Origin of the sequence: Paenibacillus sp. FSL R7-0312 (genome assembly GCF_038004445.1) — a bacterium.
Taxonomy (GTDB): Bacteria; Bacillota; Bacilli; order Paenibacillales; family Paenibacillaceae; genus Paenibacillus_AQ.
Map to the genome: position 1 here is coordinate 1,856,478 of NZ_JBBORE010000001.1, position 23,990 is coordinate 1,880,467.

A 23,990-nucleotide genomic window follows, 5' to 3' on the forward strand; every position below is an offset into this window, starting at 1 on the left:
TTCAGAAATAATGGACGCGGAGGGAAACCAAAATGAGCAAATTTATCGTCCGCGGTGGCAACAGATTGACCGGGAGCGTGAAAGTTAGCGGCGCAAAAAATTCCGTACTACCGATCATAGCCGCCTCTCTATTGGCAGAAGAAGGAGTTAGCGTCATTGTGGACGCACCTCCGCTAGACGATGTAATCACGATTAGCAAAGTGCTGGAATCTCTGGGAGCAGGTATTACATACCAGAACGATATCATTGAGGTTGATGCCAGAAATATTACTTCCTGCGAAGCACCTTATGAATGGGTACGCAAAATGCGGGCTTCTTTCCTGGTAATGGGTCCACTCTTGTCCCGTATGGGGCATACACGTATTTCCTTGCCTGGCGGTTGTGCCATCGGGACTCGGCCGATTGACCAGCATTTGAAGGGGTTTGAAGCACTGGGTGCCGAGATCAGTCTGGGCCAGGGCTACATTGATGCGAAAAGTAACGGAAGGCTGCGCGGAGCCAAGATTTATCTGGATGTGGCCAGCGTAGGTGCAACCGAAAATATAATGATGGCTGCGGCACTTGCCGAAGGCATTACTGTAATCGAGAATGCTGCGAAAGAGCCGGAGATTGTTGATCTTGCGAATTACCTGAACGGCATGGGTGGTATTGTGCGCGGTGCAGGCACCGGAGTGATCCGGATCGAAGGTGTTGAACGTATGCATGGGGTAAGACATCATGTCATTCCGGACCGTATCGAGGCTGGAACCTATATGGCAGCTGCAGCGATTACGGGCGGCGATGTATATGTGGAAGGCGCCATTGCTGATCATCTGGGCCCGGTTATTGCCAAGATGGAAGAGATGGGCGTTACGGTTATTCCAGACGAGAACGGTGTCCGTGTCATCAGCGACAAGCCGCTGAAGGCTGTGGATCTCAAGACGTTGCCATACCCTGGGTTCCCTACCGATATGCAGTCGCAGATGATGGCGTTATTGCTGCGTTCCGAAGGTACCTCTGTAGTTACAGAGACTGTTTTTGAGAACCGGTTCATGCATGTGGATGAATTCCATAACATGAATGCTGAGATTAAGATTGAAGGCCGTTCCGCCATCGTTACCGGTAATGCCCGTCTTGTCGGTGCCAAGGTGTGTGCTACGGATCTGCGTGCAGGTGCTGCGCTGATTTTGGCAGGGCTAGTGGCAGAAGGAACTACAGAAGTTAGCGGAACGCATCACATTGACCGTGGATATGTGCATCTGGCCGAGAAGCTGTCGGGTCTTGGTGCGGACATATGGCGTATTTCCATGGAAGAATCAGCGGCTCCTGCTGCAGCTGCGAAGGAAGAAGTGCTGAAGCCGGAACCGGCGAGAAGCGAATCCTTCAAGAGCGATGAGGTTAAACCGCGCTTTCAGATTCAGCCGTCCTGGGTATAATAGCAATTTTTAACCTGAAGGGACCAGCCCGCGAATAAGCGGCTGGTCCCTTTTTTGAGTGCGCCCGGCATGGGCGATAACTTGGCGGTGAAAGTCCGCTACAGGCTTGGCAGTAGGAACTGTTAGCTGAAGGCAAGGGTGTCCACCGCGAGGTGGAATCTGAAGGAAGCCGGAGGCAAACCCTCGGTCTGACGAACAGGAATCACATAGAAGGCATGCTGGGACGGACGAGCTTGCTCAACAAAGCGAAGTCCAATACTGCCCAAATCCCAGGATGTAAATGTGGCAGATGGATGAGGGGAAAGTTATCGCTCTTACCCGGGGAGATCTCACAGACGCCCAGTAGGAAAAAAATCCAAAAGACGGAGTAAAGCTTGCTGTGAGAAGTCAGCAGAGGCCATAGTAACGGAAAGTTTTTTTTTCTACATTCGCGGATGGATCGGTTACTACTATGTAGCCGACATGAAACGGATATTGCAAAGCTGGAGCGAATGGCTGCGAAGACGACTTCGAATGTACATCTGGAAACTCTCTTTCTCTCAGAATGACGTTCTAGCAGGTGCCGGAAATTCATATCTATAAGAATCACCGGTGCTTATGGAAGGAGCCATAGAGATGAAAGAGTTAAGATTGCTGCGGCGCATCCTGAAGCGCCCGCGCAGCGTAGCGCGTGCGCGGCGCGGCGCGCCCCGGATCAGGCGGCTGGCCCCCGCCGCCTGGCTCGCAGCGCCGCTGCTGGCGGCGCTGCTGCTGCCGCTGGCTGTTGTCCTGCTGCGCGGGGGACAACAGCCAGCACCTCCGGTCGTGCCGCAGGCCACGGCCGCGCCGGCACCGCCGGGAACGGCTGCTGCGGAAGCGCCGCAGCCGGAGGTCTCCGTCTATTTGTCGCAGAGCGGACAAATCGAGACCCTGCCGCTGGAGGACTACGTCAGCGGCGTGCTGGCGGCGGAGATGCCTGCGGACTTTGAGCTCGAAGCGCTCAAGGCCCAGGCCGTTGCCGCCCGCACATTCATTGCCCGCCGCCTGCTGGCCGGCGACCACAGCGGGGTACCCGTTCCTGAGGCGGATGTGAGCGATACGGTAAGCCATCAGGCTTACATCTCGCAGGCCGTGCTGGAACGGGACTTTGCGTCCGGCAGCAAGCGCGCTGGACTGGCGAAGCTCCGCCGCGCGGTCTTAGAGACGCGCGGGATCATCATGACCTATAAAGGGCAGCCGATCACGGCCTCCTTCTTCGCCTCCAGTGGAGGGTATACGGAGAACTCCGAGGATTACTGGAATGCTGAGGTTCCCTATTTGCGCAGTGTAGCCAGCCCCTGGGAGCAGCAGATTACCCCGAACCTCGCAGTCACCTACACCTTCAGTAATTCGGAGCTCCGCCGCAAGCTGGGTCTTACCGCCATGGAACTTCCCGCTGCGGCGAATCTGGCTGCCTCAGGCAAGACCTTGCAAGTCTCTTCATCTTCGGCCGGACTGCCTGCAGAAGTCATCTCGCTGACTGCAGGACACCGGATCAAGAAGATCTCTATCGGAGGCACTGTGTTCACAGGCCGGGAGGTAAGAGAGAAACTGGGACTTCGTTCGAGCCAGTTCACCTGGAAGCGGAAAGACGGGAAGGTGCTGATCACAACCTATGGAAACGGCCATGGCGTCGGCATGAGCCAATGGGGGGCGAATGGTATGGCGAAGCAGGGAAGTACAGCCACGCAGATTCTCAAACACTATTACAGCGGGGTCTCTTTTACGGGAATCTCAACTCTCCTGAAAAAATAACTTGCAAGATACGTATAAAAGCGAAGCGCCCGGTAACACTGGTTACTGAGGTGATAACCATATGAATGAACAAGACAAAAACAAACCAAACCATGATGAATCTCTCAAAAACAAGCAGGGAGATTCAGGCGCTAAGCCTTCTTCATGGACCAGACTGTTATCCAAACGGTGGGTATTCCCGGCAGTCTACACGGCAGCAGCGGCAATTATACTAACCTTGGTGTGGGTCTATCAGGATGCCGGCCAGAAGCCGCTGAATCCGGACACCGCCGCGGTCGTATCACAGGAAGGTGTTGCCGGTAATGAAACCGGAGCCCTGACCGGTGATCCGGAAGCCCTGGAAGTCGTAGCTTCAGCAGAAAGCCTGGCTTGGCCGGTAGCGAGCCCAAGTGAAGTCGAAGTGGTCAAACCGTACTATGATGAAAATGGCACAGAAGAAAATCATGTGGCGGCGATGGTGCAGTACAATAACACCTTTATTACCAACACCGGGATCGATATTGCCCGCGAGGACAACAAGACGTTTGACGTTAAGGCAGCTCTCAGCGGTGAAGTCACCAGAGTCGAAGATGTGGCAGTACTCGGTAAAGTGATCGAGGTTACATCGCCGGGTGATCTGAAGACAGTTTACCAGAGTCTCAGCGATACCAAAGTCAAGCAGGGCGATGAAGTGAAGCAGGGCGATACGCTGGCAACAGCGGGACAGAGCGAATTGGAGAAAGGTCTCGGCAACCATGTGCATTTTGAAGTGCACGAGGATGGCAAGATTGTGAATCCTTCGGATCTGCTTCCACAGCGCTAATCCGAAATATCTGCAGGGGGCGAAAGCCTCCTGTTTTTTTATTTTTCTACCCGGAATGGACGGTGGGGCCGGTTCTATATAGAGAATGGAACTGCAAACGGCTCATAAATAGGTTGTCCGAGAAATAAAATGGGCCTTCCGGAGCTTGTCATGTCTTGAAAGCGCGAATATATAGGCCCGCCCCTCATATAATGTACCAAACTATCCACAGTTGGGAGGCGGGAGCGTGCACGATTACATCAAGGAACGTACGATCAAAATCGGACGCTGCATCGTGGAAACCAGGCACACGGTCCGGACCATAGCCAAGGAATTTGGCGTTTCAAAAAGCACAGTGCATAAGGATTTAACCGAACGGCTGCCGGAAATCAATCCGGATCTGGCCGATCAGGTGAAGCACATTCTCGAATATCACAAATCAATCCGTCATCTTCGGGGGGGAGAAGCCACAAAAATCAAATATAAGAAAACGACAGGCAAAAAGCGTGAGGTAGCCGTAGCAGCAAAGCCATAAGATTTTCGGAATTTTAAGTAATAATTCAGCTTTACTACATTGTGTACACCCCCTAAAGTATGGTATTTTTAAATTTGGTACTATCTAACTATTCTCATTTAAAATAACACTTTGGGGGCTCTTTCATTATGCTTAGCAAGGATATCGGAATCGATCTCGGCACAGCCAATGTGCTCATTCATGTCAAGGGAAGGGGAGTCGTTCTGGATGAACCTTCCGTGGTCACGCTTGAAAGTGATACGAAGAGAGTCCTTGCGGTTGGTGAACAGGCCCGCCGGATGGTTGGGCGCACACCTGGAAACATAATTACAATTCGTCCGCTCCGGGACGGAGTCATTGCCGATTTTGCGATTACAGAAATGATGCTGAAATATTTTATCGACCGCGTCGGGGGCCGGACCTGGTATTCAAGGCCCCGTATTTTGATTTGCGCGCCCACCAATATTACATCCGTTGAACAGAAGTCAATCCGTGAAGCCGCGGAACGCAGTGGAGCTAAAGAAGTTTTTATGGAAGAAGAACCCAAAGCTGCGGCAATCGGAGCAGGGATGGATATTTATCAGCCAAGCGGAAATATGGTCGTCGATATTGGCGGGGGAACAACGGATGTAGCCGTATTGTCCATGGGCGACGTTGTTACCGCCTCTTCGATTAAGGTCGCAGGGGACAAGTTCGACGAGGCCATTTTAAGATATATCAAACAGAAATATAAACTCCTGATCGGTGAACGCACAGCTGAGGATATCAAGGTTACTATCGGGTCCGTCCGCCCGGGCGGCATGAAGGCTGAGCTGGATATACGCGGACGTGATATGGTGAGCGGACTTCCCCAGACCCTGACCATTACATCCGGAGAGGTTAAGGAAGCGCTGTGGGATCCGGTTTCCGCTATTGTGGCTGCGGCCAAGTCGGTGCTGGAGCGTACACCGCCGGAGCTGTCGGCAGATATTATTGACCGCGGGGTCGTATTGACCGGCGGCGGGGCACTCCTTAACGGATTGGACGAGCTGCTCTCTGAACAGCTGCATGTTCCGGTCTGGGTTGCCGAAGATCCGATGCACTGTGTTGTTAAGGGGACGGGGATTATGCTTGACCATTTAGATAAGGTTGTTAAGAAAAAGTTCTAGTCTGCCGATAATAAGTTAACAGCAGATTCAGGAAGGGACTGACCTCATGCTAAGAGGATTATATACGGCGGCTGCAGGAATGGTAACACAGCAGCGCAGACATGATACAGCGACACAGAACATTGCCAATTTGAATACTACGGGGTACAAGCAGGTCGACAGCGTCAGTCATGCATTTCCCGATGTGCTGATCTCGGCGATGAGCGGTGGCGTTACGAAGCCTGTCGGCCGGCTTAACACAGGGGTTTTTGCCGAACAGTCTGTTTCCCAGTATTTGCAGGGCGATCTCATCGAAAGCGGCAAAAACGCAGATTTCGCGCTGTCAACCGATTTACAGGTAGAGGACCCGGATAATGCGGGCACTTATCTTGCTTTTGACGGCTCAGGTAAATACATTAGTCCTGACGGCGAGGTAACTTACCGTCCGCAGGCGTTCTTTACAGTACAGGATAATGAGGGTAACAATTTATATACACGTAACGGAAGTTTTACAGTAGGACCTACTGGAGAGGTGCTTAGCTCCGGGGGATTCAGCGTATTGGACAGTAACGGTAATCCGCTGAGATTGACAGGTCCTGAGGATAGCCTTAAAGTGGACGGGCAGGGTAACTTGATTAACAATGCGACCGGACTGCCTTCAGGAACCCGGATCGGGATCAGTGTAATTACAAGACCGCAGGAGCTGGTACGTGACGGGAACGGCGTTTTCCATGCCGATGACGCGGAGGCTGCAGAAATCCGTTACTCCAATGCAACCGATAATTTGCAGTTGCGTCAGGGGTATCTGGAGAACTCTAATGTGGATGCCACTCAGGTAACGGTGGATATGAACGCCGCCTACCGGGCTTATGAAGCGAATCAGAAGGTAATCCAGTTTTATGACAGCAGCCTGCAGAAGGCTGTTAATGATGTCGGCAGAGTATAGGCTGCAGGTGCACTGATGAAGTGAACCGGTTTCTTCTTAAGTTATTAAGCTTTTGGGAGGTTTGATCTGTGAACAACTCGACAATCGGTGCCGCTGTGTCCATGTCCAGCCTGCAGCAGCGGCTGGATATCATAGCGGATAACATTGCCAATATGAACACAAACGGCTATAAGAGCAAAGAAGGCTCTTTCGAGGACGTGCTCACACGTGTGCAGCAGCAATCTAAGGACTATGACCAGCCTGGCCGCAGTATGCCTTTGGGCTTCAACATCGGCTTTGGGGTCCGTGTGCCTTCGGTTACAAGCAACTGGGAAGAGGGCACTCTTCAGGAAACGGGGAATCCAACGGATTTGGCGCTTCAGGGTAATGGATTGTTCGGAGTTCAGGTCAACGGAGCTACTGCGTATACCCGTCAGGGTGATTTCCATTTCACCCCGGATACCGCGAATCCTGACAATATGATGCTTGTAGATAATACCGGTAACCCTGTGCTGAACACAGACGGGAATCCGCTCACAGTGCCGGCCAATGTTAGTGCTGCTATTGACGAGAGCGGCCGGGTACTTACCAAGACCGGTGAGAATGATCCTGCTATTATAGCGGGCACAATTATGATTGTAGAGCCGCTGAGCAAGAAGGCTCTGCGGGCTGTGGACGGCAACTTCTATACACTTGCCGATGGTGTGACTGCACAGCAGGCGTTTGTGCAAAGAGCCGTAGGTGAGGCGAAGGATGTAGGCGTACGTACCGGATATCTGGAGTCATCCAACGTGGATCTAAGTAAGGAAATGACCGAGATGATGCAGATTCAGCGCACCTATCAGCTTGCTGCCCGGGCGTTGTCCTCCAGTGACCAGATGCTGGGCCTGGCTAATAACATGCGTGCGTGAGGTGACGGAATGAGTCGTGAGAAGATCAACAAACCGGAAGAAGAACAACAGCAGCAGCCGGTAAGGCGGCGCGGAATTTCGGCATGGACCATTATCCAGTGGTTCCTGATTCCCCTGCTGCTTGTTGCCGCGCTTGGAGGCGGCCTGGTCGTCGGTTACGTGATTCTCGGCCAAAAAGAATTTAGCGATGTGCTCCTCTGGAGCACCTGGAAGCATGTATATGATTTGGTGTTTGCACCATAAATAATTCCTAAATATAGGATTTCGGAAGCTCCCTTGTTGTGCAGGGGAGTTTTCTTTTTTATACTGAAAAATGTATAATGATGGCGTGCCCTAAGAGCGCCAAAAAGGGCCCTCTCCGCCATGCTGCCGCGTGCGGTGGAGAAAGCCCCTTATCTTAACCTCCACTGCTGCAGTTGGTGAAGGATAGTTATAGTTTTTGCCGAAGCTGCCCATATTTATGCAGGGCGGTGAAGAATAAAACAAAAGCGCTGTTGTAGGCGGAGGTTTTATAGACGCGGTTACATCCGAAGGGAGCTTTGCTGATCATGCTGGATATCAATCAAATTCAAGAAATCATCCCCCACCGGCCCCCATTTCTGCTGGTGGACAAAATCACTGAAATAGAAATGGGCAAACGGGCTGTCGGCATCAAAAATGTGACGGTGAATGAACCGTTTTTCACCGGACATTTTCCGGGATATCCGGTAATGCCGGGTGTGCTAATCACGGAAGCGCTGGCTCAGGTGGGCGCAGTAGCTATACTGGGGCTGGAAGCAAACCGCGGTAAAATCGGCTTCCTGGCCGGCCTCGACGGCTTCCGTTTCCGTGGCCAGGTCGTACCTGGCGATACCCTTGTGCTTGAGGTGGAGATTACCCGGCTTAAAGGCAGCATCGGCAAAGGCCAAGCTACCGCTAAAGTGGAAGGCAAGATTGTGGCTTCCGGGGAAATTATGTTCGCACTCAGCTAGTTCCTGTTATAAAATTATAAATTATAGATGGAGAAGGAGAGATTCACATGACTGGATTAAGCCCAAAGGCCGCAGAAACCTTAACACGCTGGCTGCAGGACCCTTCCGTTGACGAGAGCACCAAGGCAGAGCTGAAGGCTCTTGCGGATGAGCCGAAGGAACTGGAGGAACGTTTCTATAGAGACCTTGAATTCGGGACAGGCGGTTTGCGCGGAGTGATCGGCGCCGGCAGCAACCGGATTAACCGATATACCGTAGGCAGAGCGACACAAGGCTTCGCTAATTATATTCTGGGACAGCATACAGGAGAAGGACGTCCTTCCGTGGTCATTGCCCACGATTCCCGCCGCTTTTCGCCGGAATTCACGCTGGAAGCTGCACTTGTGCTGGCCGGCAACGGAATTGAGACACATCTGTTCCCATCCTTGCGGTCCACACCGCAGCTGTCCTTTGCAGTTCGCCATCTGAAGGCCTCAGGAGGCATTGTAATTACTGCAAGTCATAATCCGCCTGAGTACAACGGGTACAAAGTGTATAACGCAGAAGGCGGACAGCTGGTGCCTGACGAAGCGGAGAAGGTAATTGCCAATATTTTGGAAGTAGACTCCTTTAACGGCGTAAAGCGTATTTCCCGTGAAGCCGCAGAGAGTGCAGGCTTGCTGCACTGGCTGGGTGAAGCTGAGGATGAAGCGTTTACGGATACAGTAGCCGCAGTCAGTGTCGGCCGTGAAGAGATTGCTTCTACGCTTGGCCGTGATTTCTCGATTGTCTACACACCGCTGCATGGGACAGGCAATCTTCCGGTCCGCCGTGTACTTGAGAAGATTGGATTCACCCAGGTACATGTGGTGCCCGAGCAGGAACAGCCGGATTCAGAATTCTCCACGGTGAAATCCCCGAACCCGGAAGAGCGTGAAGCCTTCACCTTGGCTATGAAGCTGGGTGAGGAACTGAATGCCGATCTGTTAATTGGTACAGACCCCGATGCAGACCGTATGGGCGCGGTTGTGCGGGACAATGAAGGCAAGTTTGTGGTCTTGTCCGGTAATCAGTCGGGCGCACTCATGATTCATTATTATTTGAGCCGCCTGCAGGAGCAAGGCAAGCTGCCAAGCAATGGTGCGGTAGTTAAAACTATTGTGACCAGTGAGATGGGAGCGGCTGTAGCCAGCCATTACGGAGCTACTGTGTTCAACACGCTGACAGGATTTAAATATATCGGCGAGAAGATGAACCAATTCGAGCAGTCCGGCGAATACACTTATCTTTTCGGATATGAAGAGAGCTATGGTTACCTGGCCGGCAATTATGCCCGTGACAAGGATGCTGTCCTGGCTGCGATGCTAATCGCTGAAGCAGGGGCTTATTACAAAGCCCAGGGCAAGACGCTGTACGATGTGCTTCAGGAGTTGTATGCACAATTCGGCTACTTCCTCGAGAGCCTCGAATCGCGCACCCTTAAAGGTAAAGACGGTGTAGCACAGATTCAGGGAATCATGAATGACTGGCGCACCAGCCCGCCGCATGAAATTGCCGGAGCCTCAGTTACAGAGGTACTCGACTATTCACTCGGACTGAACGGTCTGCCTAAGGAGAATGTGCTGAAATATCTGCTCTCCGACGGCTCATGGTTCTGTCTGCGTCCTTCCGGCACCGAGCCGAAGATCAAGGTTTATTTTGCCGTCGTTGGCGAATCGCTTCAGAATGCCAAAGACAAAGTGGCTGAATTGACTAATCAGGTTATGGCCCGTGTAGACGGGAAATAATACTAAATATAGAACATGCCTGCGGAAACGGAGCAGCTCCTGGTATTGGGACATCCGTTTCCGCTTAAATTTGACCACAGCAAGAGTGTTTGAGCTTATTTTGACGGAATGGCACTTAGCTTTAAAGGGAAAGAGGAGGTACTTTTGGTGCAACAGAAATGGCAACGCTGGAATATAGCTTCGCGCAAATGGTTGTGGATTATCGTGGTGATTGGCCTGCTTGCTGCTCTCCCGGTTGTGTATGACCGTCTTCAGACGGAGAAGTCTTCCAAAACGGTTGAATTTGTCTTTGATTACCGTGATCTGGTCGAAGTAGCCAGCTACCGGGGGAATCCGCAGGATTATATCTCCGAGCAGCTCGACCGGCTGAAGTCTGCCGGTGTTCAGAGTATGGCAATATACGAAAGCACATTGGAGGATTTCCGCAAGGCCCGCCGCCTGATGCTGTGGGGAGCGGCTGATATCGCTAATCTGACCGATACTGTAATTCCTGAGAATGAGAACTATACATATGTCCTCTTTACCAGTGCGAAGAACAGTGGAACGCTCTCACCGATCATCCGGGATGCATTTGCCGGCTTGGATATTGCAACAGAAGAATGGACCTACCGCGGACAACAGGGCCTGATTATCAAAACTCCCCTGGAGAATGCAACGCTCAAGCCGCTGCAGCCGGATCCGTCCACACTGGAGATGCTGCATGAGAAAGGCTTCAATATTGTGCCGCGCCTTGTGGATTCGCTGGCGTATAATCAGGAAGCCGTTAAGAGTCTGCTGGACCGTTACGCGGAGCTTGGAGTCAAACGTCTGCTGTTCGAAGGCGAGTCTGTTAAAGGCTACTCCGATGATGCCGATCTGGCCAGTATCACTGCATTCGCTGATCTGCTGAAGGAACGCGGGATGGGGATTGCAGCCATTGAGAATATTAAGGTACAGCAAAAAGGCTTCACCAAACTGGCCTATTTGCTGGACTATAACGTGACGCGGCTGTACTCGCTCAGTGAGACTGATTCCGGCCTGTCCACAGAAGTGATTGCCGACCGCTTTGCACTGGCTACGAAAGACCGTAACATCCGGATGATCTATCTCAATACGATTCCTTCACGGGATACATCCAAGGCACAGGTTACCGATACGCTCGACAATCTGGTTACGAGCCTTAGCGGTCCTGATGGTGCGGTTGCAAAAATTGAAGCTAACGGTTTTGAAATGGGACAAGCTACTGCGTTTGACGTGGTGGATTCCTCTTTCCAGCGTTATTTCAAATTAATTGCGGTAATCGGAGCTGTAGCCATGGTTGCACTCCTGGTTTCCTACTTTGTTCCTTGGCTTACACTGCCTGCATGGGTGCTGGGGCTGCTGGGGAGTGCAGGACTCATGGTTCTGAAGCCGGCGTTATTTGAACAGGCACTCGCGCTTGCAGTGGCTATAAGTGCGCCTACCGTGGCTATGGTGCTGGCTGTCCGCAAGATTAATGAAATGGGACCGCCGTTGCGCGCCAATCCCTTGACCTTTGCTGTGATGGGCCCGCGCCGCAGGCTGACGCATAGTCTGGTTCTTTACGTCAAAACAGCGCTTATCTCGTTTAGTGCAGTACCCTTTGTAATTGCGCTCTTGAATAATGTCACCTATGCCCTGGTGCTCAATCAGTTCCGCGGCGTAAGTCTGCTTCATTTAGCACCGATTGGACTCACTGCGCTATATGTGCTTTTATACCGTGGGGAGTTTGCCTTCAACAAGACCGGGAAGCTGCTGCGGACGCCGATCACCCTCGCAATGGTAATTGTTGCCGGCGTACTGGGGATTCTGGGGATGTACTATTTAAGCCGTACAGGCAACAGTGGTAGTGTAAGCTCACTCGAAATGTCGTTCCGCACCTTCCTGGAGAACACAGTCGGTGTAAGACCGCGTAACAAAGAGTTCCTGCTGGCACATCCGCTCTTTATCCTTGGCGCATTCATGGCCTATAAATACCGGAATGCTGCTTTTATCATGATTATTGCAGTTATCGGCCAGTTGTCCATGGTAGATACCTTTGCCCATATTCATTCGCCGGTTCTGATCTCGCTGGTCCGCGGCCTTCTGGGTCTGGGACTCGGTCTTATCATCGGCATTATCGCTATAGGGGTATGGCAGATTGCGGAAGGGTGTTGGAAACGATGGTCGCCGCTGCTCAAAAAATTATAATCTCGGGTTATTACGGATTCCGCAACAGCGGAGACGAGGCGGTTCTACAGTCCATTCTGAACGCACTCCGTAAGCAGTCTGAGGCTGCTGGAATAACGCTGACGCCCGTGGTGCTCTCCATTGATCCGGAATGGACAAACGTTACTTACGGTGTCGAATCCGTGCACCGGATGAAGCTGGGAGAAGTGCGGAAGGCAATATCAGAGAGTTCCGGGCTGATAAGCGGCGGGGGCAGTCTGCTACAGGATGTAACAAGCAGCAAGACTATTCCGTACTATCTGGCCATCCTTAAGCTGGCCCAATGGATGGGCAAGCCAACCTTCATCTATGCTCAGGGAGTCGGACCGGTGAACCGCAAGCTGTTTCATCCCCTGATCAAATCGGTTTTCCGTAAATGTGCTTATGTATCCGTGCGGGATGAGCAATCCCGCCTGCTGCTGCAGTCTATGGGTCTGGATACGAGCAAAATAGATGTGGTCCCTGATCCGGTTATGGGCCTGACGCTCCCGGAAGATGCACGTACAGAAACACATGAGCCGGGCAGGGGGAATGCGCATGTCCATGATTCAGATAACTCTATTCTGCAGACAGCGCCTTATACCGTAGGCATCTCCGTCCGATTCTGGGAGCAGTCGCGCAAAGAGCTGGATGCATTGGCTGAAGGACTGGTGAAGGCATCAGCAGAGCTGCCGCTTCATTTACGTTTTCTGCCGTTCCATCATTCTGCGGACAATGAGGCTTCACGTTATGTCATGCAGAAGCTGGGACAAGGTGTAGAGGAGTATGGGGGAGCCGTCAGTATTTGCGAGGATGCGCTCCATCCGCAGCAGATGCTGCGTGAAGTAGGACAGTGCCAGGCGCTGATTGGCATGCGGCTTCACAGCCTGATCTATGCTGCCGGAAGACGGGTTCCGCTGATGGGAGTCTCCTATGATCCGAAGATCGACCATTTCCTTAAACGAATCGGGTGCCGGCCGGTAGGTTCCACAGCTACGCTGGAAGGTGATATGGTTACAGCGGGACTTCTGGAACTGCTGAAATCAGGAGAGGCATGGAAGCGTGAGCGTGAACCGCTGATAGCTTCGCTGGTTGAAGAAGCTGAGGCTCCGGCCCGGCAAGTTGCCCAATATTTCCGCCGTAAAGGATGAGTGACAAGTGAAAGCAGATAGCGCGATACCTACAGTGCCGATTTTCGGCATCCGAGTATCCAAGGTTGATATGAAGACAACGGTTTCTTATTTGACGGAGGCGGTTCATAATCGTGTTCCACACCAGGTCATTACCGCTAACCCGATCATGGTCATGGCTGCCCTCGAGAATCCGTCGTATATGGAGATTATGAAATCAGCAGAGCTTGTAGTTCCCGACGGGACTGGTGTAGTGTGGGCAGCGGATTACTGCAAAGAGCCAGTTGCTGAGCGTGTAGCAGGTTTTGATCTTTTACATGAATTATTGCGTCAGGGTGAAAGCTACAACTGGAGAGTATATTTACTGGGCTCAACCCCCGAGGTGATTCGCGAGACGACTTCTAGGTTACAAACTGGATATCCCGGCATAGTCATTGCAGGCTATCATGACGGGTACTTTGGTCCGGATGAGGATGAGCAGATTCTCGCTGGAATTCTCGAAGCTAAGCCTGACCTGCTCTTCGTTGCCAGAGGGGCAGACAGCCAGGAGCCGTGGATTGCTAAATACAAGTCCCGGCTGCAGATTCCGGTTATGATGGGTGTCGGCGGAAGCTTTGATGTAATCTCAGGTAAGAGCCGCCGTGCTCCCAAAGTCTTCCAGAAATTGAGGGCGGAATGGTTATACCGGCTGATTAAAGAACCTACACGTTACAAAAGAATGCTTGCGCTGCCGAAATTTGCAGTAAAAGTGGTACGAGAGAAAGATAAAGTGACAAAAGACCAGTAATTTGAGGGTATTTACTGAAAAAATCCGTGTAACAGCCTAAAAACGGTATTGGAATTTGTTTTTGGTTCAGCGTATAATTCAATGCGGTAGAGAAATGGGGGTCGACTGAACAAATGTTAATCATATACATCGCCGGATTTATTGTGTGCATGGGACTTGCACTGCTTTTGACACCGCTCGTTAAGAAGTTTGCTATTAAGATCGGTGCGACAGATGTGCCTAATGCCCGTAAAGTGCATACGAAGATCATGCCCCGCCTTGGCGGACTCGGCATATTTCTGGCGTTTGTGTTAGGCCTGCTTGCCGTATTACCGATTATTCCGTATGACTTCACTCCGCGGGAGGCTAACTTCATCAAGGCGCTGCTCTGTGGCGGCGGTCTGATTGTGCTGATCGGCGGTCTCGATGACCGGTTTGAGCTATCAGCCAAGGTGAAGCTGCTGGGCCAAATTGCCGCAGCCTGCATCGTAGTTTTCGGTTTTGGAATTACTGTTGATTTCGTAAACATTCCTTTTCATAATAGCTATTCCTCACTGGAGAGCTGGATTGCCATCCCTCTGACGATCTTCTGGATTGTCGGCGTCACGAACGCCGTGAATCTGATCGATGGACTGGACGGGCTTGCAGCCGGTGTATCCGGTATCGCGATTGCCACAATTGCCGTAATGGCCTTCCTGATGGGCAATACCATGGTTGCTCTGCTGTGCTTACTGCTTCTGGGCAGTATACTCGGTTTTCTGTTCTTTAACTTTCATCCCGCCAAAATCTTCATGGGGGATACAGGCTCGCTGTTCCTGGGCTTCTGTCTTGCACTGCTCGCGCTGCTCGGATTCAAACAGATTGCAGTGGTATCGTTTATTACTCCACTCCTGATTATCGGGGTTCCTTTATCGGATACGTTCTTTGCCATCGTACGGCGCAAGCTGCAGAAGAAGCCGATCTTCGCACCGGACAAAGGCCATCTCCATCACTGCCTGCGTGAACTTGGCTTCAGCCACCGCCAGACCGTATTGATTATTTATGGCATCGCAGCCTTCTTCGGAATTCTGGCTGTCATTCAGACATCTGCTTCACTCTATGAAGCCAACTGGGTAACATTCGTGGTGATCTGCGTCATGCTCTTCTTCCTGCAGATTGGTGCAGAGATCACTGGTGTGATCAGCAAAACCAAACGCCCGGTCATAGACTTATTCCTAAGAATGCGCATGAAGCTGGATCCTGAGCGCAGTTCTAAATCTTAGAACAAACTGAAATAATAATTCTATTTTTTTCCTTAAGATAGCAAAACTCATCCTTTTTGGATGAGTTTTTTGTTTTATTCTAAAAATATGCCCCCCACAGACCGATAAAGTACAAAGTGAGGTTTATCAGAACATAAACTCAAAGGAGAGATATACACATGTTACGCTTTAAGAGACCATTCGTTTGGCTGCTGCTGGCGGCACTGATCGTTTCTATGTTTCCAGGCAAATATACGCCCCTTGCGGCGGCAGCTACCACGACTTACTTCAGTCCGGATGAGCTCAAGTTGCGGGATACCGTTGTTCTGGATCCGAATGTAATAACAGCAGGTGCAGAAGGGCTAATCAGCCGATCCAGTGTGTATCTGACTACGAACCAAAACCTGTCTATTACTGGTACCTATTCTCAAGTAACTTCATCTACAATGAAGGTTACTGTTGAGCAACTGACTCAAAGTACAAACGGAAAGTGGACTACAGACTCTACCCGTTTGACTACAGGTACGGTTACACCCGATGCCAATAGTCCAAGCAATCGCTTTACTACTAGCGGTGTTGTTTTATATGCTGGTTTTAATAAAATTACTTTCTCCGGTATGCAGGGTAACCTGACACGGTCGGAGTCCTTTTATATCCTTTACGACAAAGTTCCATATCTTTCTGCACTTCAAGTGCTCGGTGGTCCTGCAGCACTTAATCTAAATGAAGGGACACAAGTAGTCGTTCCCGTCGACACAGTTACGCTGCAGGGTAAGGCGACGAATGCAACGCAGGTTACAGTTTCTGTGAATGGCGGAACTGCACTGACAACAACCCTGCTTGAGGACGGCACGTTCTTCTCCCCTTCATTAACACTGAAGCCAGGCTTAACCAATATTAAAATAGCTATTAAGAACGCTTCCGATTCCATAGATATCGAACGCTCCTTATACTTCTTTGATACAGATCAGCCTTACGCATCCTTAAATATAGTACACGGTTCAGGAACATATAATATTCTGAACAACATTCCTACGCTTAGTGATAGCTCTACTAATAAGGCAGGCTTCTCCGGTCAAATTCTGGTCCCGTATAGCAGCACTACATTTGCGAGCTCAGGAAAGCTTACTATTAACAAAAACACCACGACCCCTATTCCAGTAAATATAGCATCGATTGATCAGGAGTTAACCATTCCCGGCGCTGACGGAGTGACTCCTGCATACAAGTTGGTTAAATTCAAAACACAGGCTGACTTAACGCTTATCACCGGACTAACCGAATTTACCCTGGCTGTAGACTATGGCACTTATAGCTCTTCGCTGGTCTACTCTTATAGATATCTGCCGGGAGAAGTTGTAATTAACGATATGTATTACCTTCCGGGATATACAGGTTCGGGCAGCATCTCAAACATCTCCAAACTGCCTCTGAACGGACAACAGATGGAGAAGGATAACTTCTACATTCTGGTCAAAACCAATGTGGGCATCGACACAGCCAAATTATCGGCCAATTATCTCCCGCTCAGCAACAAAGCGCTGTCTTTGACAGATCCGCCTATCACCGGAATGACTGGACAGGGAACTAACGAGTACATTTACAAAATCACAGGTTTCTCAAACGGACAACAGAAAGTACAGTTCCGTTATGGGACATCTAATTCCTACTATAATGCAGATATTTCGTATATATCTAAGAACTATATCTACGTAAGCAGTCTGCAGGATGGACAGACCTATGAGTTTAATTCTGCTGCTGAGACCAGCATGAAGGTTTCAGGTGAATATATCGGGTTCGAGAATTTCGTGAGTGCTCAGGTTCAGGTTAACGGTATCGACAGTAATCTCCTTCCCGATACCAAAGACAGTGCTGGAAAAACACGTGTTAATAAATTTGCTTTAGGTGTAGATAAAAACAAACAAACCTTCAGTTTCGATTTGTGGATTACCCAGTCCGGACCGCTGGTCTATGGCGAGAATAAGATTGTATTCACCGGGATATCCCAGGATAACGGCCAGAATCAGCGGATCATTACCAAAGAGCTGAAGATATATATTATTGATACTAATGTATCGAATTTGACGCAGTTTCATCCGGCGTTAGGAACCGGACGTACTGCCTTCTCGATTCAGTCATTAAGCAATGAAACAGAGCGCAATAAAATTCTCGCATTGCCTGCTGAATTCGTCTATAAAGATGAAAAGTACACTACTAATGCAGAGAGCTATGATCTGGTGCTTCGGGGTGGTGGAGCGACGACCATGAACCTCTATAGAGGGTCAGAACTGATTTTCACCTCAACAGGTACTGCGGGTATGCTGGGTACCACGGATAATCTACTTGGTCCTATACCGTCTAATCCAACCGGACAATATTATGATTATTACGGCAGCAGCAATGATTTCATTCTGCGTCTGCGGGACTTCAAATTTGATGCTCCAGGAAGCCACGTATATACCATGGAGCTAATCAACAAGACCGGAGCAAGAACAACGCAGCGGCTTGAAATTGTACGTGAGGTATCTCCTTACAGAGTCTTATCCCCTGTAGCAACGGTCGGCGATCAGATTGTAGTGAATAAGAACTTTGTCCGCTTCGATATTGAAGCAGAAGGTGCAACCAAGGTCATGATTGATAAGTATGAGGCTGTGAAACGTACAGATTTGGAGAATCGCTTCACTTATGATTTTGTGGGCTTGAAGCCAGACAAGGCAACATCAATCAAAATTCAAATCATTCGGGCCGATTCCACTCTGAATGATACGATCTCTGTTTATTATGCGAGTGCTATACAGATCGATACTCAGTTTATGGCTGAGAAGGTTGCAACGAAATATACTGTGTTTAACAAAGCGCTTCAGCTTGCATTCCCGAAAGGGACAATTATGAAGGGCTACACAACTACAGGAGCCGCTAAATATTATCCGGATACGAAACTGCTGTTTGGGATTGCCGATCCCGTGGACGGCGTTGTAGAGCGGACTAACGATTACGGGAATATCATCAATGTCAGTCCTTCGGACAGCCGGACCCTTGGCGGCAAGCTTCCGCTGGTCATCCCGCAAGAGCTTGTACTACGATTCACTTCGACTGCTACTACCAATAATTTCTCCAGAGTATCGGATATTTATTGGCTGAACGGCGGGCTAGGCGAGTCGGGAACCCAAGGCTCCCAATCCTATCTGGCAGCTACGAACGGAATTGCCCCTTATTCAATAGAAGGATATTTCACGCAATACAGTTCTACACGTAAAATTGTACCGTCACAGCGCGGTGAGCTGACCTTAAAATTCAACTCCAGCATAGTGGATGAGGTCGGGACGACTGTTACTGTTTTCCGATATACCGATGCAGGGAAGTGGGAGAACATCGGCGGAGAGGTGGATACCAAAAACCATACGGTTACGGTACCGTTCGATGAATTTGGTTATTATACTGTAATGAAGCTCCGTAGAGGATTTACGGATATCACCAATCATCCTTGGGCGAGAAATATTTTGAATGGCCTCTATTCTAAAGGCATCATGACCAACATCCGATCCGATGCTTTTGGAGCTGATGATACGACTACCCGTGGTGAGTTCGCCACATTGCTAGTAACAGGACTAAGCATTCCGCTCAATTATGATAATAACAAACAAACATTCTTCGATATCGTACCAGAAGCTGTTTCAACAACATGGAACTTCAAAAGCATTGAAACTGCAGCAAGAGCAGGGATCATTACCGGTCTTAGTGACGGATTCTTCGGTCCGGACCAGTCGCTGACCCGTGAGCAGGCTGCAGTTATGATCGCCAGAGCCCTTAAGCTGAAGATGTCTGCTAACGATGCCAAATTGTTAACAAGCTTAGGGAAGTCATTCGTTGACTCTGGCAGTATGGACTTCTACTCAAGACCTGCCATAGAGGCAGTATCGAAAGCGAAGATTATGGAAGGCAATGCAACAACGATTACCGGTCAAGCTAAGCCTGTATATAATTTCAATCCGAAGGGCAAGCTTACAAGAGCGGAAGCCGGTAAAATTGCTGTAGCCCTGCTGCAGAAGAGCACCAGCATCTTCCCAAAAACCTTCAACTAATGTGACTACTTGAACAGCAGGTCCGCGAAAAACTGTTCGCGGACCTGTTTTATTGTAATTTAATTACATACTGTGCACATTAACTTTTGTAATCTGCACCGATTTACGTTACAATAACTTAGAAAATAATATTTTCTGAAAGGTGAAAGCCATCGATGAAACCGATTTTATCAAAAGCACAGCTGGATTACACGAAAGCAAAGAATATGTTTGAGCATAGAGCCAAAATCCTGGAGAAGGAAATTGCCGCCAAACGTGCGCTACAGGAGATTTCACAGGAACTGATGGAAGAGCTGGTACTGTTTACAGGGTTCCATGATGCATATAATGACCTCGTTATTGCCGAGAATGCATTGATTGAGTGGTCACATTCCACCATCAAACATGAGAAGAGCTACCGCGAGAACCGCGGGGCGATTGACGCTATGTATGAGAATGTAAATGCCAGTCCTGAGAAACGCCAGGAATTGATTCAACTATCAATGAAGATCCGTTAGTTCATATGCCATAAAAAAGAGCGCCGGAAACGGCGCTTTTTGTTATGCCAAAGTCAAGAGGCTGTAGAGTTTAAAGAAGGCAGATTATGTTTATTAACTTAACAAATATTGCTTAATGACGTTTGGAAAGCGTCATGCTATACTGATTCCCGTAGCCACCCAACATTAACAATAGTTAGTAGAACATACATATGGTTCTTCTATTGGAACAGGGCCAGGGATACAAAAAGAAAAAAGTTTTTTTGAACAAAGCGCAACTTTCTCGAAACTATTGCGTTTAAGGTGTAGAGTCACTTGCACAAGGCAATTGCCTAATGGCCACTAAGAAATGAAAGCATACGGCCGGATGGAAAAATTAGCTTTACGTGACTAGAGGCACATTGTATAATACTTAGGTAGAATTAGGAATCTAGTATTAGTCTGCCTTGAACCTGTTTACAAGTTTCTGTGATACCCGTCACAGACATTATTTATACTTAATATGCTCAACTCGGGAAAGGGGGTGCATCGGCTAATGAGTGACATGAGCTACCCAACTAAAGAAAAATCTCAGTTCATGAACGTCCAAGGAGGAGAAAAAAAGGTTATGAAGAAAATTTTATCCGTAGCATTATCTACAGCAATGGCATTCTCGATGTTTGCCTCTGTAGCATTTGGTGAAACAGCACAAGCAACTCCACAACAGGCATTCGACGCTCTGGCAGCTAAAGGTATTCTCAATGGGTACCCAGATGGTCAGGCTCACCTTGAAAAAGATCTGACTCGCGCAGAATTCGCTAAGATCGTAACTAAATTGTTCGGTCTTACTGAAGTAACTGGCAAGTTGTCTTACAAAGACAAAGGCTACAAAGCTACTAACTGGGCTGTTCCTTACATCGAGGCTGTTACTGCAGCTAACTTGATGCAAGGTAAAGATACTGTTAAAGGTATCTTCGACTACAATGGTAAAGTTACAGTAGAAGAAGTAGCGGCTGTATTGTTCCGCGCTTTGAAACTGGAACAACCTACTACAACTGATAACTCCGCTTCTGTGTGGGCTAAGGGCTATGCTCAAGCAGTTATCAACGCTGGTCTGGTTGCTCAAACAACCAACTTCAAAGCTAACGCTACCCGCTCTTTGGTAGTTTCTACAGCTTATGCAGTTGATCAAATGTCCGTAAAACCTACATTGACTGTAGCTTCTGCTGAAGCAGTAAGCCCAACAAGCGTAGTAGTAACATTCTCTGACAAAACAACTCAAACTGTTGCATTGACAACTGCTCTTGTAGAAGGCGTTGAAACAACAATCAGCTTCAAACATCTTGAAAAAGATTACACTGCAAAAGTGACATTGGCTGCTCCTAAGGTTATTTCCGCAGAAGCTCCAAACGCTAAGCAACTGGTTGTTAAATTCAATCGTGCGATTGATGCAGAATCAGTAATCTCTGACAGCAAATTGATTGCTGATGTAATTAAAGTAGTTACTGTTAGTGGTCAAACTGTAACAGCAGCTGGTTCATCTGCAAGCCTCAACACAACTGGCACTGAATTGACAATCACTTTCAATGCTAATGAATATGACTACCTGAAGGGTCAATACACAATCGTAGTTAGCGATGAGGTTAAGACTACTTCTGGAACAGCGGTTGCTGCTTACACTACGCTGATTTCTGTGGCTGATGTTACTGCTCCAACAGTTAAAGCTATCAATTCAGTAGCTAAAACTACAACAAACAAGGTATACGTTCAATTCAGCGAGCCTGTTAAACCAGCTGGTATCATTGCTTCTGTTAACGGCGTAGCAGCATCGGTATACAGAGAATCGGCTGATACATTCAGCTTGACTGCCGGCACTTTGAACAGTGGTACAACTTATGATGTATCCCTGACTAACGTTTCTGACTTCGCAAGCAATGTTGCTAGCCCAATCAAGACTACTGTAGCAGTTGTTTCTGATACAGCCGCTCCTACGATTGTAAGCATCACTCCTGTTAGCGATCAGTACGTTAATGTTAAATTCAATAAGAAAGTTAGCTACGAGTCTTTCTCCGGTAACGTTGGATTGCTCAGAGCTGACGGAGACAAAATCGGTAATATGAACGTTGTTACTAAAGAAGATAGTGACACAATCAAATTGCAGGTTCCTTCAAACTTTAGCTTCCCTGATTCCGGCACATTCACTGGCACACTGCAGTTCGGTGCAACAGTGCGTGATACTTTGGGCAACACGCTTGGAACAGCTCTTTCTCAGCAGGTTTCCTTGACTAAAGACAGCACAGCTCCTTCTGTGGCAAGTGCTACTTACGGTTCTAAAGGCCTTGTAATTACATTCAATGAAGATATTGCCTTCTTGAATAGCGGAGCTACAATTAGAGTAATCAATAACGCTACTGGTACTTATGTCACTGGTCTTGACTTCAGTGTTCATACTGAAAAGGGCGCTAAATTGACTTACACTAATGTAAGAGGTCTGAGTGGTGATTACACTCTCCGCATTGATAAAGATCTGGTTAAGGACATGTCCAAAGCTGGTAACAAATCTGCTGCTACTACTGTAGTAGTAACTGCTGCAACAACAACTTCCAGCGATAAAGACAGACCTACAGTTACAGGTATTACTTATGCTGAAGGTGCTTCTGAAGAACCTGGATTCATTCAATTCAGTGTACACGTAGAAGATACTGTTGGTTTGAACGCTGCAACACTTCAAGATAGTTCAAGCTATACACTTGGCAGCAAAGCTCTTCCAAGCGGATCATTCGTTCTTATTCAAAGAACTGATGGTGGCGCGGCTAGCAGCGCTCTGAAGACTGCTATTGCTAAGGTATTCGTACCTAAGGGTGGAATCGCCAAGACAGAAGCTATCGAATTCGTAGCATTCGGTCTTGCTGATACTGCTGGTAATGTTGCAACAGTTACAGATAAGGCTGTTCTTAAGCCGGTTCTGACAGACGGTGTAGCTCCTAAGTTGACTGCAGCTGTTGTTAATGCAGGTAACACTGGTCTGCTTACACTGACATTCTCCGAAAAAGTGAAGAATGTTGATGCTGGGGACTTCACTGTCCTGGTGAACGGTTCAGCTGTTAATGTAACTTCTGCATACGAAGGTACTGGTAGTGACGCTGATAAATGGCACCTGACACTGGCTGGATACTCTGACCTGAACGCAAGCAATGTAAATGCGATCAAGGTTACAGTTAACAAATCTACAGGTATCAAAGATATCGCTGGTAATGATGTTACCGCTGATACTGAAGTATACGCTAAGTAATCTCCGATTACCGAAGCAAAGAATAGCCTCTTCGGAGGCTATTCTTTTTTTATAGCCATTTATCCCGAGTGGAGGAGGAATTTAGTTGAAAACGGTTTGGAAAGTCTCGATGTCTTCGGTACTGGTAGCTGGTGGCCTATGGGCAGGTTCGATGCTTAATATTACAGCTGAAGGTGCCGGTGTAGGTTCACAGCCAGGCACAGCAGATGATCCTGTTGTAACGAAGAGTTATGTAGATCAACAGATTCAAAAGGTTTTGCAAGGTGGGACCATTACTACACCAACGCAAGCTCCAAGTGCAACTGCAACGAATGCACCTGCTGCAACTGCAGCTCCGACACCTGCGCCAACTCAAGGTACTGGAAATACCGGAACCACCGGGAATGCCAGCGAAATCGTTGATGTAAAACCCGGCCAGACTCTAATTGCCGGTGCAGGTGCGGAATTTATTGTCCGCGCAGGTAAAGCGATTATTTATTCCCAGGATGCTAATGGTGTGGCAGATCTGACAGATGGTGTGGATCTGGCAAACGGCGCGGTTGCTCCTACGAATCACCTGTTATCTTTCCCACGGGATGGACGTGGAATCACGGTACAGAACGGTCAGACATTAGGTCTTGTTGTGATGGTCCGCGGCTCATATACTTTGAAGTGAGT

Annotated in this window: 19 protein-coding genes; all 19 read left to right on the forward strand. The window is 49.0% G+C overall.

The genetic code is table 11. The features are described 5' to 3' along the window. The first annotated feature begins 32 nt into the window (after window positions 1-32). Window positions 33-1,415: a UDP-N-acetylglucosamine 1-carboxyvinyltransferase gene (gene murA / locus MKX70_RS08080; protein ID WP_042240291.1), complete on the forward strand. Its 1,383-nt coding sequence runs from the start codon at window positions 33-35 to the stop codon at window positions 1,413-1,415. 426 nt (window positions 1,416-1,841) lie between these two features. Next, window positions 1,842-1,997: a group II intron maturase-specific domain-containing protein gene (locus MKX70_RS08085; protein WP_269322121.1), complete on the forward strand. Its 156-nt coding sequence runs from the start codon at window positions 1,842-1,844 to the stop codon at window positions 1,995-1,997. Window positions 1,998-2,030: 33 nt separating this feature from the next. Further along, entirely contained in the window at window positions 2,031-3,188 is a 1,158-nt protein-coding gene (gene spoIID, locus MKX70_RS08090) for a stage II sporulation protein D (protein ID WP_340839839.1), read from the forward strand. A gap of 61 nt (window positions 3,189-3,249) precedes the next feature. Beyond that, window positions 3,250-3,990, forward strand: a complete 741-nt coding sequence (locus tag MKX70_RS08095; RefSeq protein WP_039303727.1) for a M23 family metallopeptidase — start codon at window positions 3,250-3,252, stop codon at window positions 3,988-3,990. A 226-nt stretch (window positions 3,991-4,216) separates the two neighbouring features. Further along, entirely contained in the window at window positions 4,217-4,504 is a 288-nt protein-coding gene (gene spoIIID / locus MKX70_RS08100) for a sporulation transcriptional regulator SpoIIID (protein WP_038597396.1), read from the forward strand. A gap of 128 nt (window positions 4,505-4,632) precedes the next feature. Next, on the forward strand, window positions 4,633-5,631 hold the full coding sequence (locus tag MKX70_RS08105) for a rod shape-determining protein (protein ID WP_042240285.1): 999 nt from the start codon (window positions 4,633-4,635) through the stop codon (window positions 5,629-5,631). A 46-nt stretch (window positions 5,632-5,677) separates the two neighbouring features. Beyond that, window positions 5,678-6,556, forward strand: a complete 879-nt coding sequence (locus MKX70_RS08110; RefSeq protein WP_042240282.1) for a flagellar hook-basal body protein — start codon at window positions 5,678-5,680, stop codon at window positions 6,554-6,556. A 68-nt stretch (window positions 6,557-6,624) separates the two neighbouring features. After that, the gene (locus MKX70_RS08115) at window positions 6,625-7,446 is read left to right on the forward strand and encodes a flagellar hook-basal body protein (protein ID WP_340781823.1); all 822 of its coding nucleotides are present in this window, start codon (window positions 6,625-6,627) and stop codon (window positions 7,444-7,446) included. A 9-nt stretch (window positions 7,447-7,455) separates the two neighbouring features. Then, window positions 7,456-7,689: a DNA-directed RNA polymerase subunit beta gene (locus MKX70_RS08120; protein ID WP_042240276.1), complete on the forward strand. Its 234-nt coding sequence runs from the start codon at window positions 7,456-7,458 to the stop codon at window positions 7,687-7,689. A gap of 305 nt (window positions 7,690-7,994) precedes the next feature. Continuing rightward, window positions 7,995-8,417, forward strand: coding sequence for a 3-hydroxyacyl-ACP dehydratase FabZ (gene fabZ / locus MKX70_RS08125; protein ID WP_039303787.1), 423 nt, complete (start codon window positions 7,995-7,997; stop codon window positions 8,415-8,417). 47 nt (window positions 8,418-8,464) lie between these two features. Further along, a complete protein-coding gene (locus MKX70_RS08130; RefSeq protein WP_039303744.1) occupies window positions 8,465-10,183 on the forward strand; it encodes a phospho-sugar mutase in 1,719 nt (572 codons plus the stop codon). A 147-nt stretch (window positions 10,184-10,330) separates the two neighbouring features. Then, window positions 10,331-12,370: a DUF5693 family protein gene (locus tag MKX70_RS08135; protein WP_340781827.1), complete on the forward strand. Its 2,040-nt coding sequence runs from the start codon at window positions 10,331-10,333 to the stop codon at window positions 12,368-12,370. Further along, a complete protein-coding gene (gene csaB / locus MKX70_RS08140) occupies window positions 12,343-13,518 on the forward strand; it encodes a polysaccharide pyruvyl transferase CsaB (protein ID WP_340781828.1) in 1,176 nt (391 codons plus the stop codon). Before MKX70_RS08135 ends, csaB begins: the two co-directional genes overlap by 28 nt. A gap of 7 nt (window positions 13,519-13,525) precedes the next feature. Next, window positions 13,526-14,284, forward strand: a complete 759-nt coding sequence (locus MKX70_RS08145) for a WecB/TagA/CpsF family glycosyltransferase (RefSeq protein ID WP_042240265.1) — start codon at window positions 13,526-13,528, stop codon at window positions 14,282-14,284. Window positions 14,285-14,397: 113 nt separating this feature from the next. Then, the gene (locus tag MKX70_RS08150; protein ID WP_039303756.1) at window positions 14,398-15,525 is read left to right on the forward strand and encodes a glycosyltransferase family 4 protein; all 1,128 of its coding nucleotides are present in this window, start codon (window positions 14,398-14,400) and stop codon (window positions 15,523-15,525) included. 158 nt (window positions 15,526-15,683) lie between these two features. Continuing rightward, window positions 15,684-19,586 (forward strand): S-layer homology domain-containing protein, encoded by a 3,903-nt coding sequence (locus MKX70_RS08155; RefSeq protein ID WP_340839840.1) that lies wholly within the window; start codon window positions 15,684-15,686, stop codon window positions 19,584-19,586. Window positions 19,587-19,741: 155 nt separating this feature from the next. Beyond that, a complete protein-coding gene (locus MKX70_RS08160; protein WP_340781830.1) occupies window positions 19,742-20,083 on the forward strand; it encodes a hypothetical protein in 342 nt (113 codons plus the stop codon). A 514-nt stretch (window positions 20,084-20,597) separates the two neighbouring features. After that, complete coding sequence (locus MKX70_RS08165) at window positions 20,598-23,333, forward strand: hypothetical protein (protein WP_340839841.1); 2,736 nt, start codon at window positions 20,598-20,600, stop codon at window positions 23,331-23,333. A gap of 85 nt (window positions 23,334-23,418) precedes the next feature. Beyond that, on the forward strand, window positions 23,419-23,988 hold the full coding sequence (locus MKX70_RS08170; RefSeq protein ID WP_340839842.1) for a hypothetical protein: 570 nt from the start codon (window positions 23,419-23,421) through the stop codon (window positions 23,986-23,988). Window positions 23,989-23,990: the final 2 nt, after the last annotated feature.

Bases quoted from the DNA above. Each gene is read 5' to 3' on its own strand.
- murA (WP_042240291.1), top strand. From the start codon at position 33: ATGAGCAAATTTATCGTCCGCGGTGGCAACAGATTGACCGGGAGCGTG.
- spoIID (WP_340839839.1), top strand. From the start codon at position 2,031: ATGAAAGAGTTAAGATTGCTGCGGCGCATCCTGAAGCGCCCGCGCAGC.
- MKX70_RS08095 (WP_039303727.1), top strand. From the start codon at position 3,250: ATGAATGAACAAGACAAAAACAAACCAAACCATGATGAATCTCTCAAA.
- MKX70_RS08105 (WP_042240285.1), top strand. From the start codon at position 4,633: ATGCTTAGCAAGGATATCGGAATCGATCTCGGCACAGCCAATGTGCTC.
- MKX70_RS08110 (WP_042240282.1), top strand. From the start codon at position 5,678: ATGCTAAGAGGATTATATACGGCGGCTGCAGGAATGGTAACACAGCAG.
- MKX70_RS08120 (WP_042240276.1), top strand. From the start codon at position 7,456: ATGAGTCGTGAGAAGATCAACAAACCGGAAGAAGAACAACAGCAGCAG.
- fabZ (WP_039303787.1), top strand. From the start codon at position 7,995: ATGCTGGATATCAATCAAATTCAAGAAATCATCCCCCACCGGCCCCCA.
- MKX70_RS08130 (WP_039303744.1), top strand. From the start codon at position 8,465: ATGACTGGATTAAGCCCAAAGGCCGCAGAAACCTTAACACGCTGGCTG.
- csaB (WP_340781828.1), top strand. From the start codon at position 12,343: ATGGTCGCCGCTGCTCAAAAAATTATAATCTCGGGTTATTACGGATTC.
- MKX70_RS08150 (WP_039303756.1), top strand. From the start codon at position 14,398: ATGTTAATCATATACATCGCCGGATTTATTGTGTGCATGGGACTTGCA.
- MKX70_RS08155 (WP_340839840.1), top strand. From the start codon at position 15,684: ATGTTACGCTTTAAGAGACCATTCGTTTGGCTGCTGCTGGCGGCACTG.
- MKX70_RS08160 (WP_340781830.1), top strand. From the start codon at position 19,742: ATGAAACCGATTTTATCAAAAGCACAGCTGGATTACACGAAAGCAAAG.
- MKX70_RS08165 (WP_340839841.1), top strand. From the start codon at position 20,598: ATGAGTGACATGAGCTACCCAACTAAAGAAAAATCTCAGTTCATGAAC.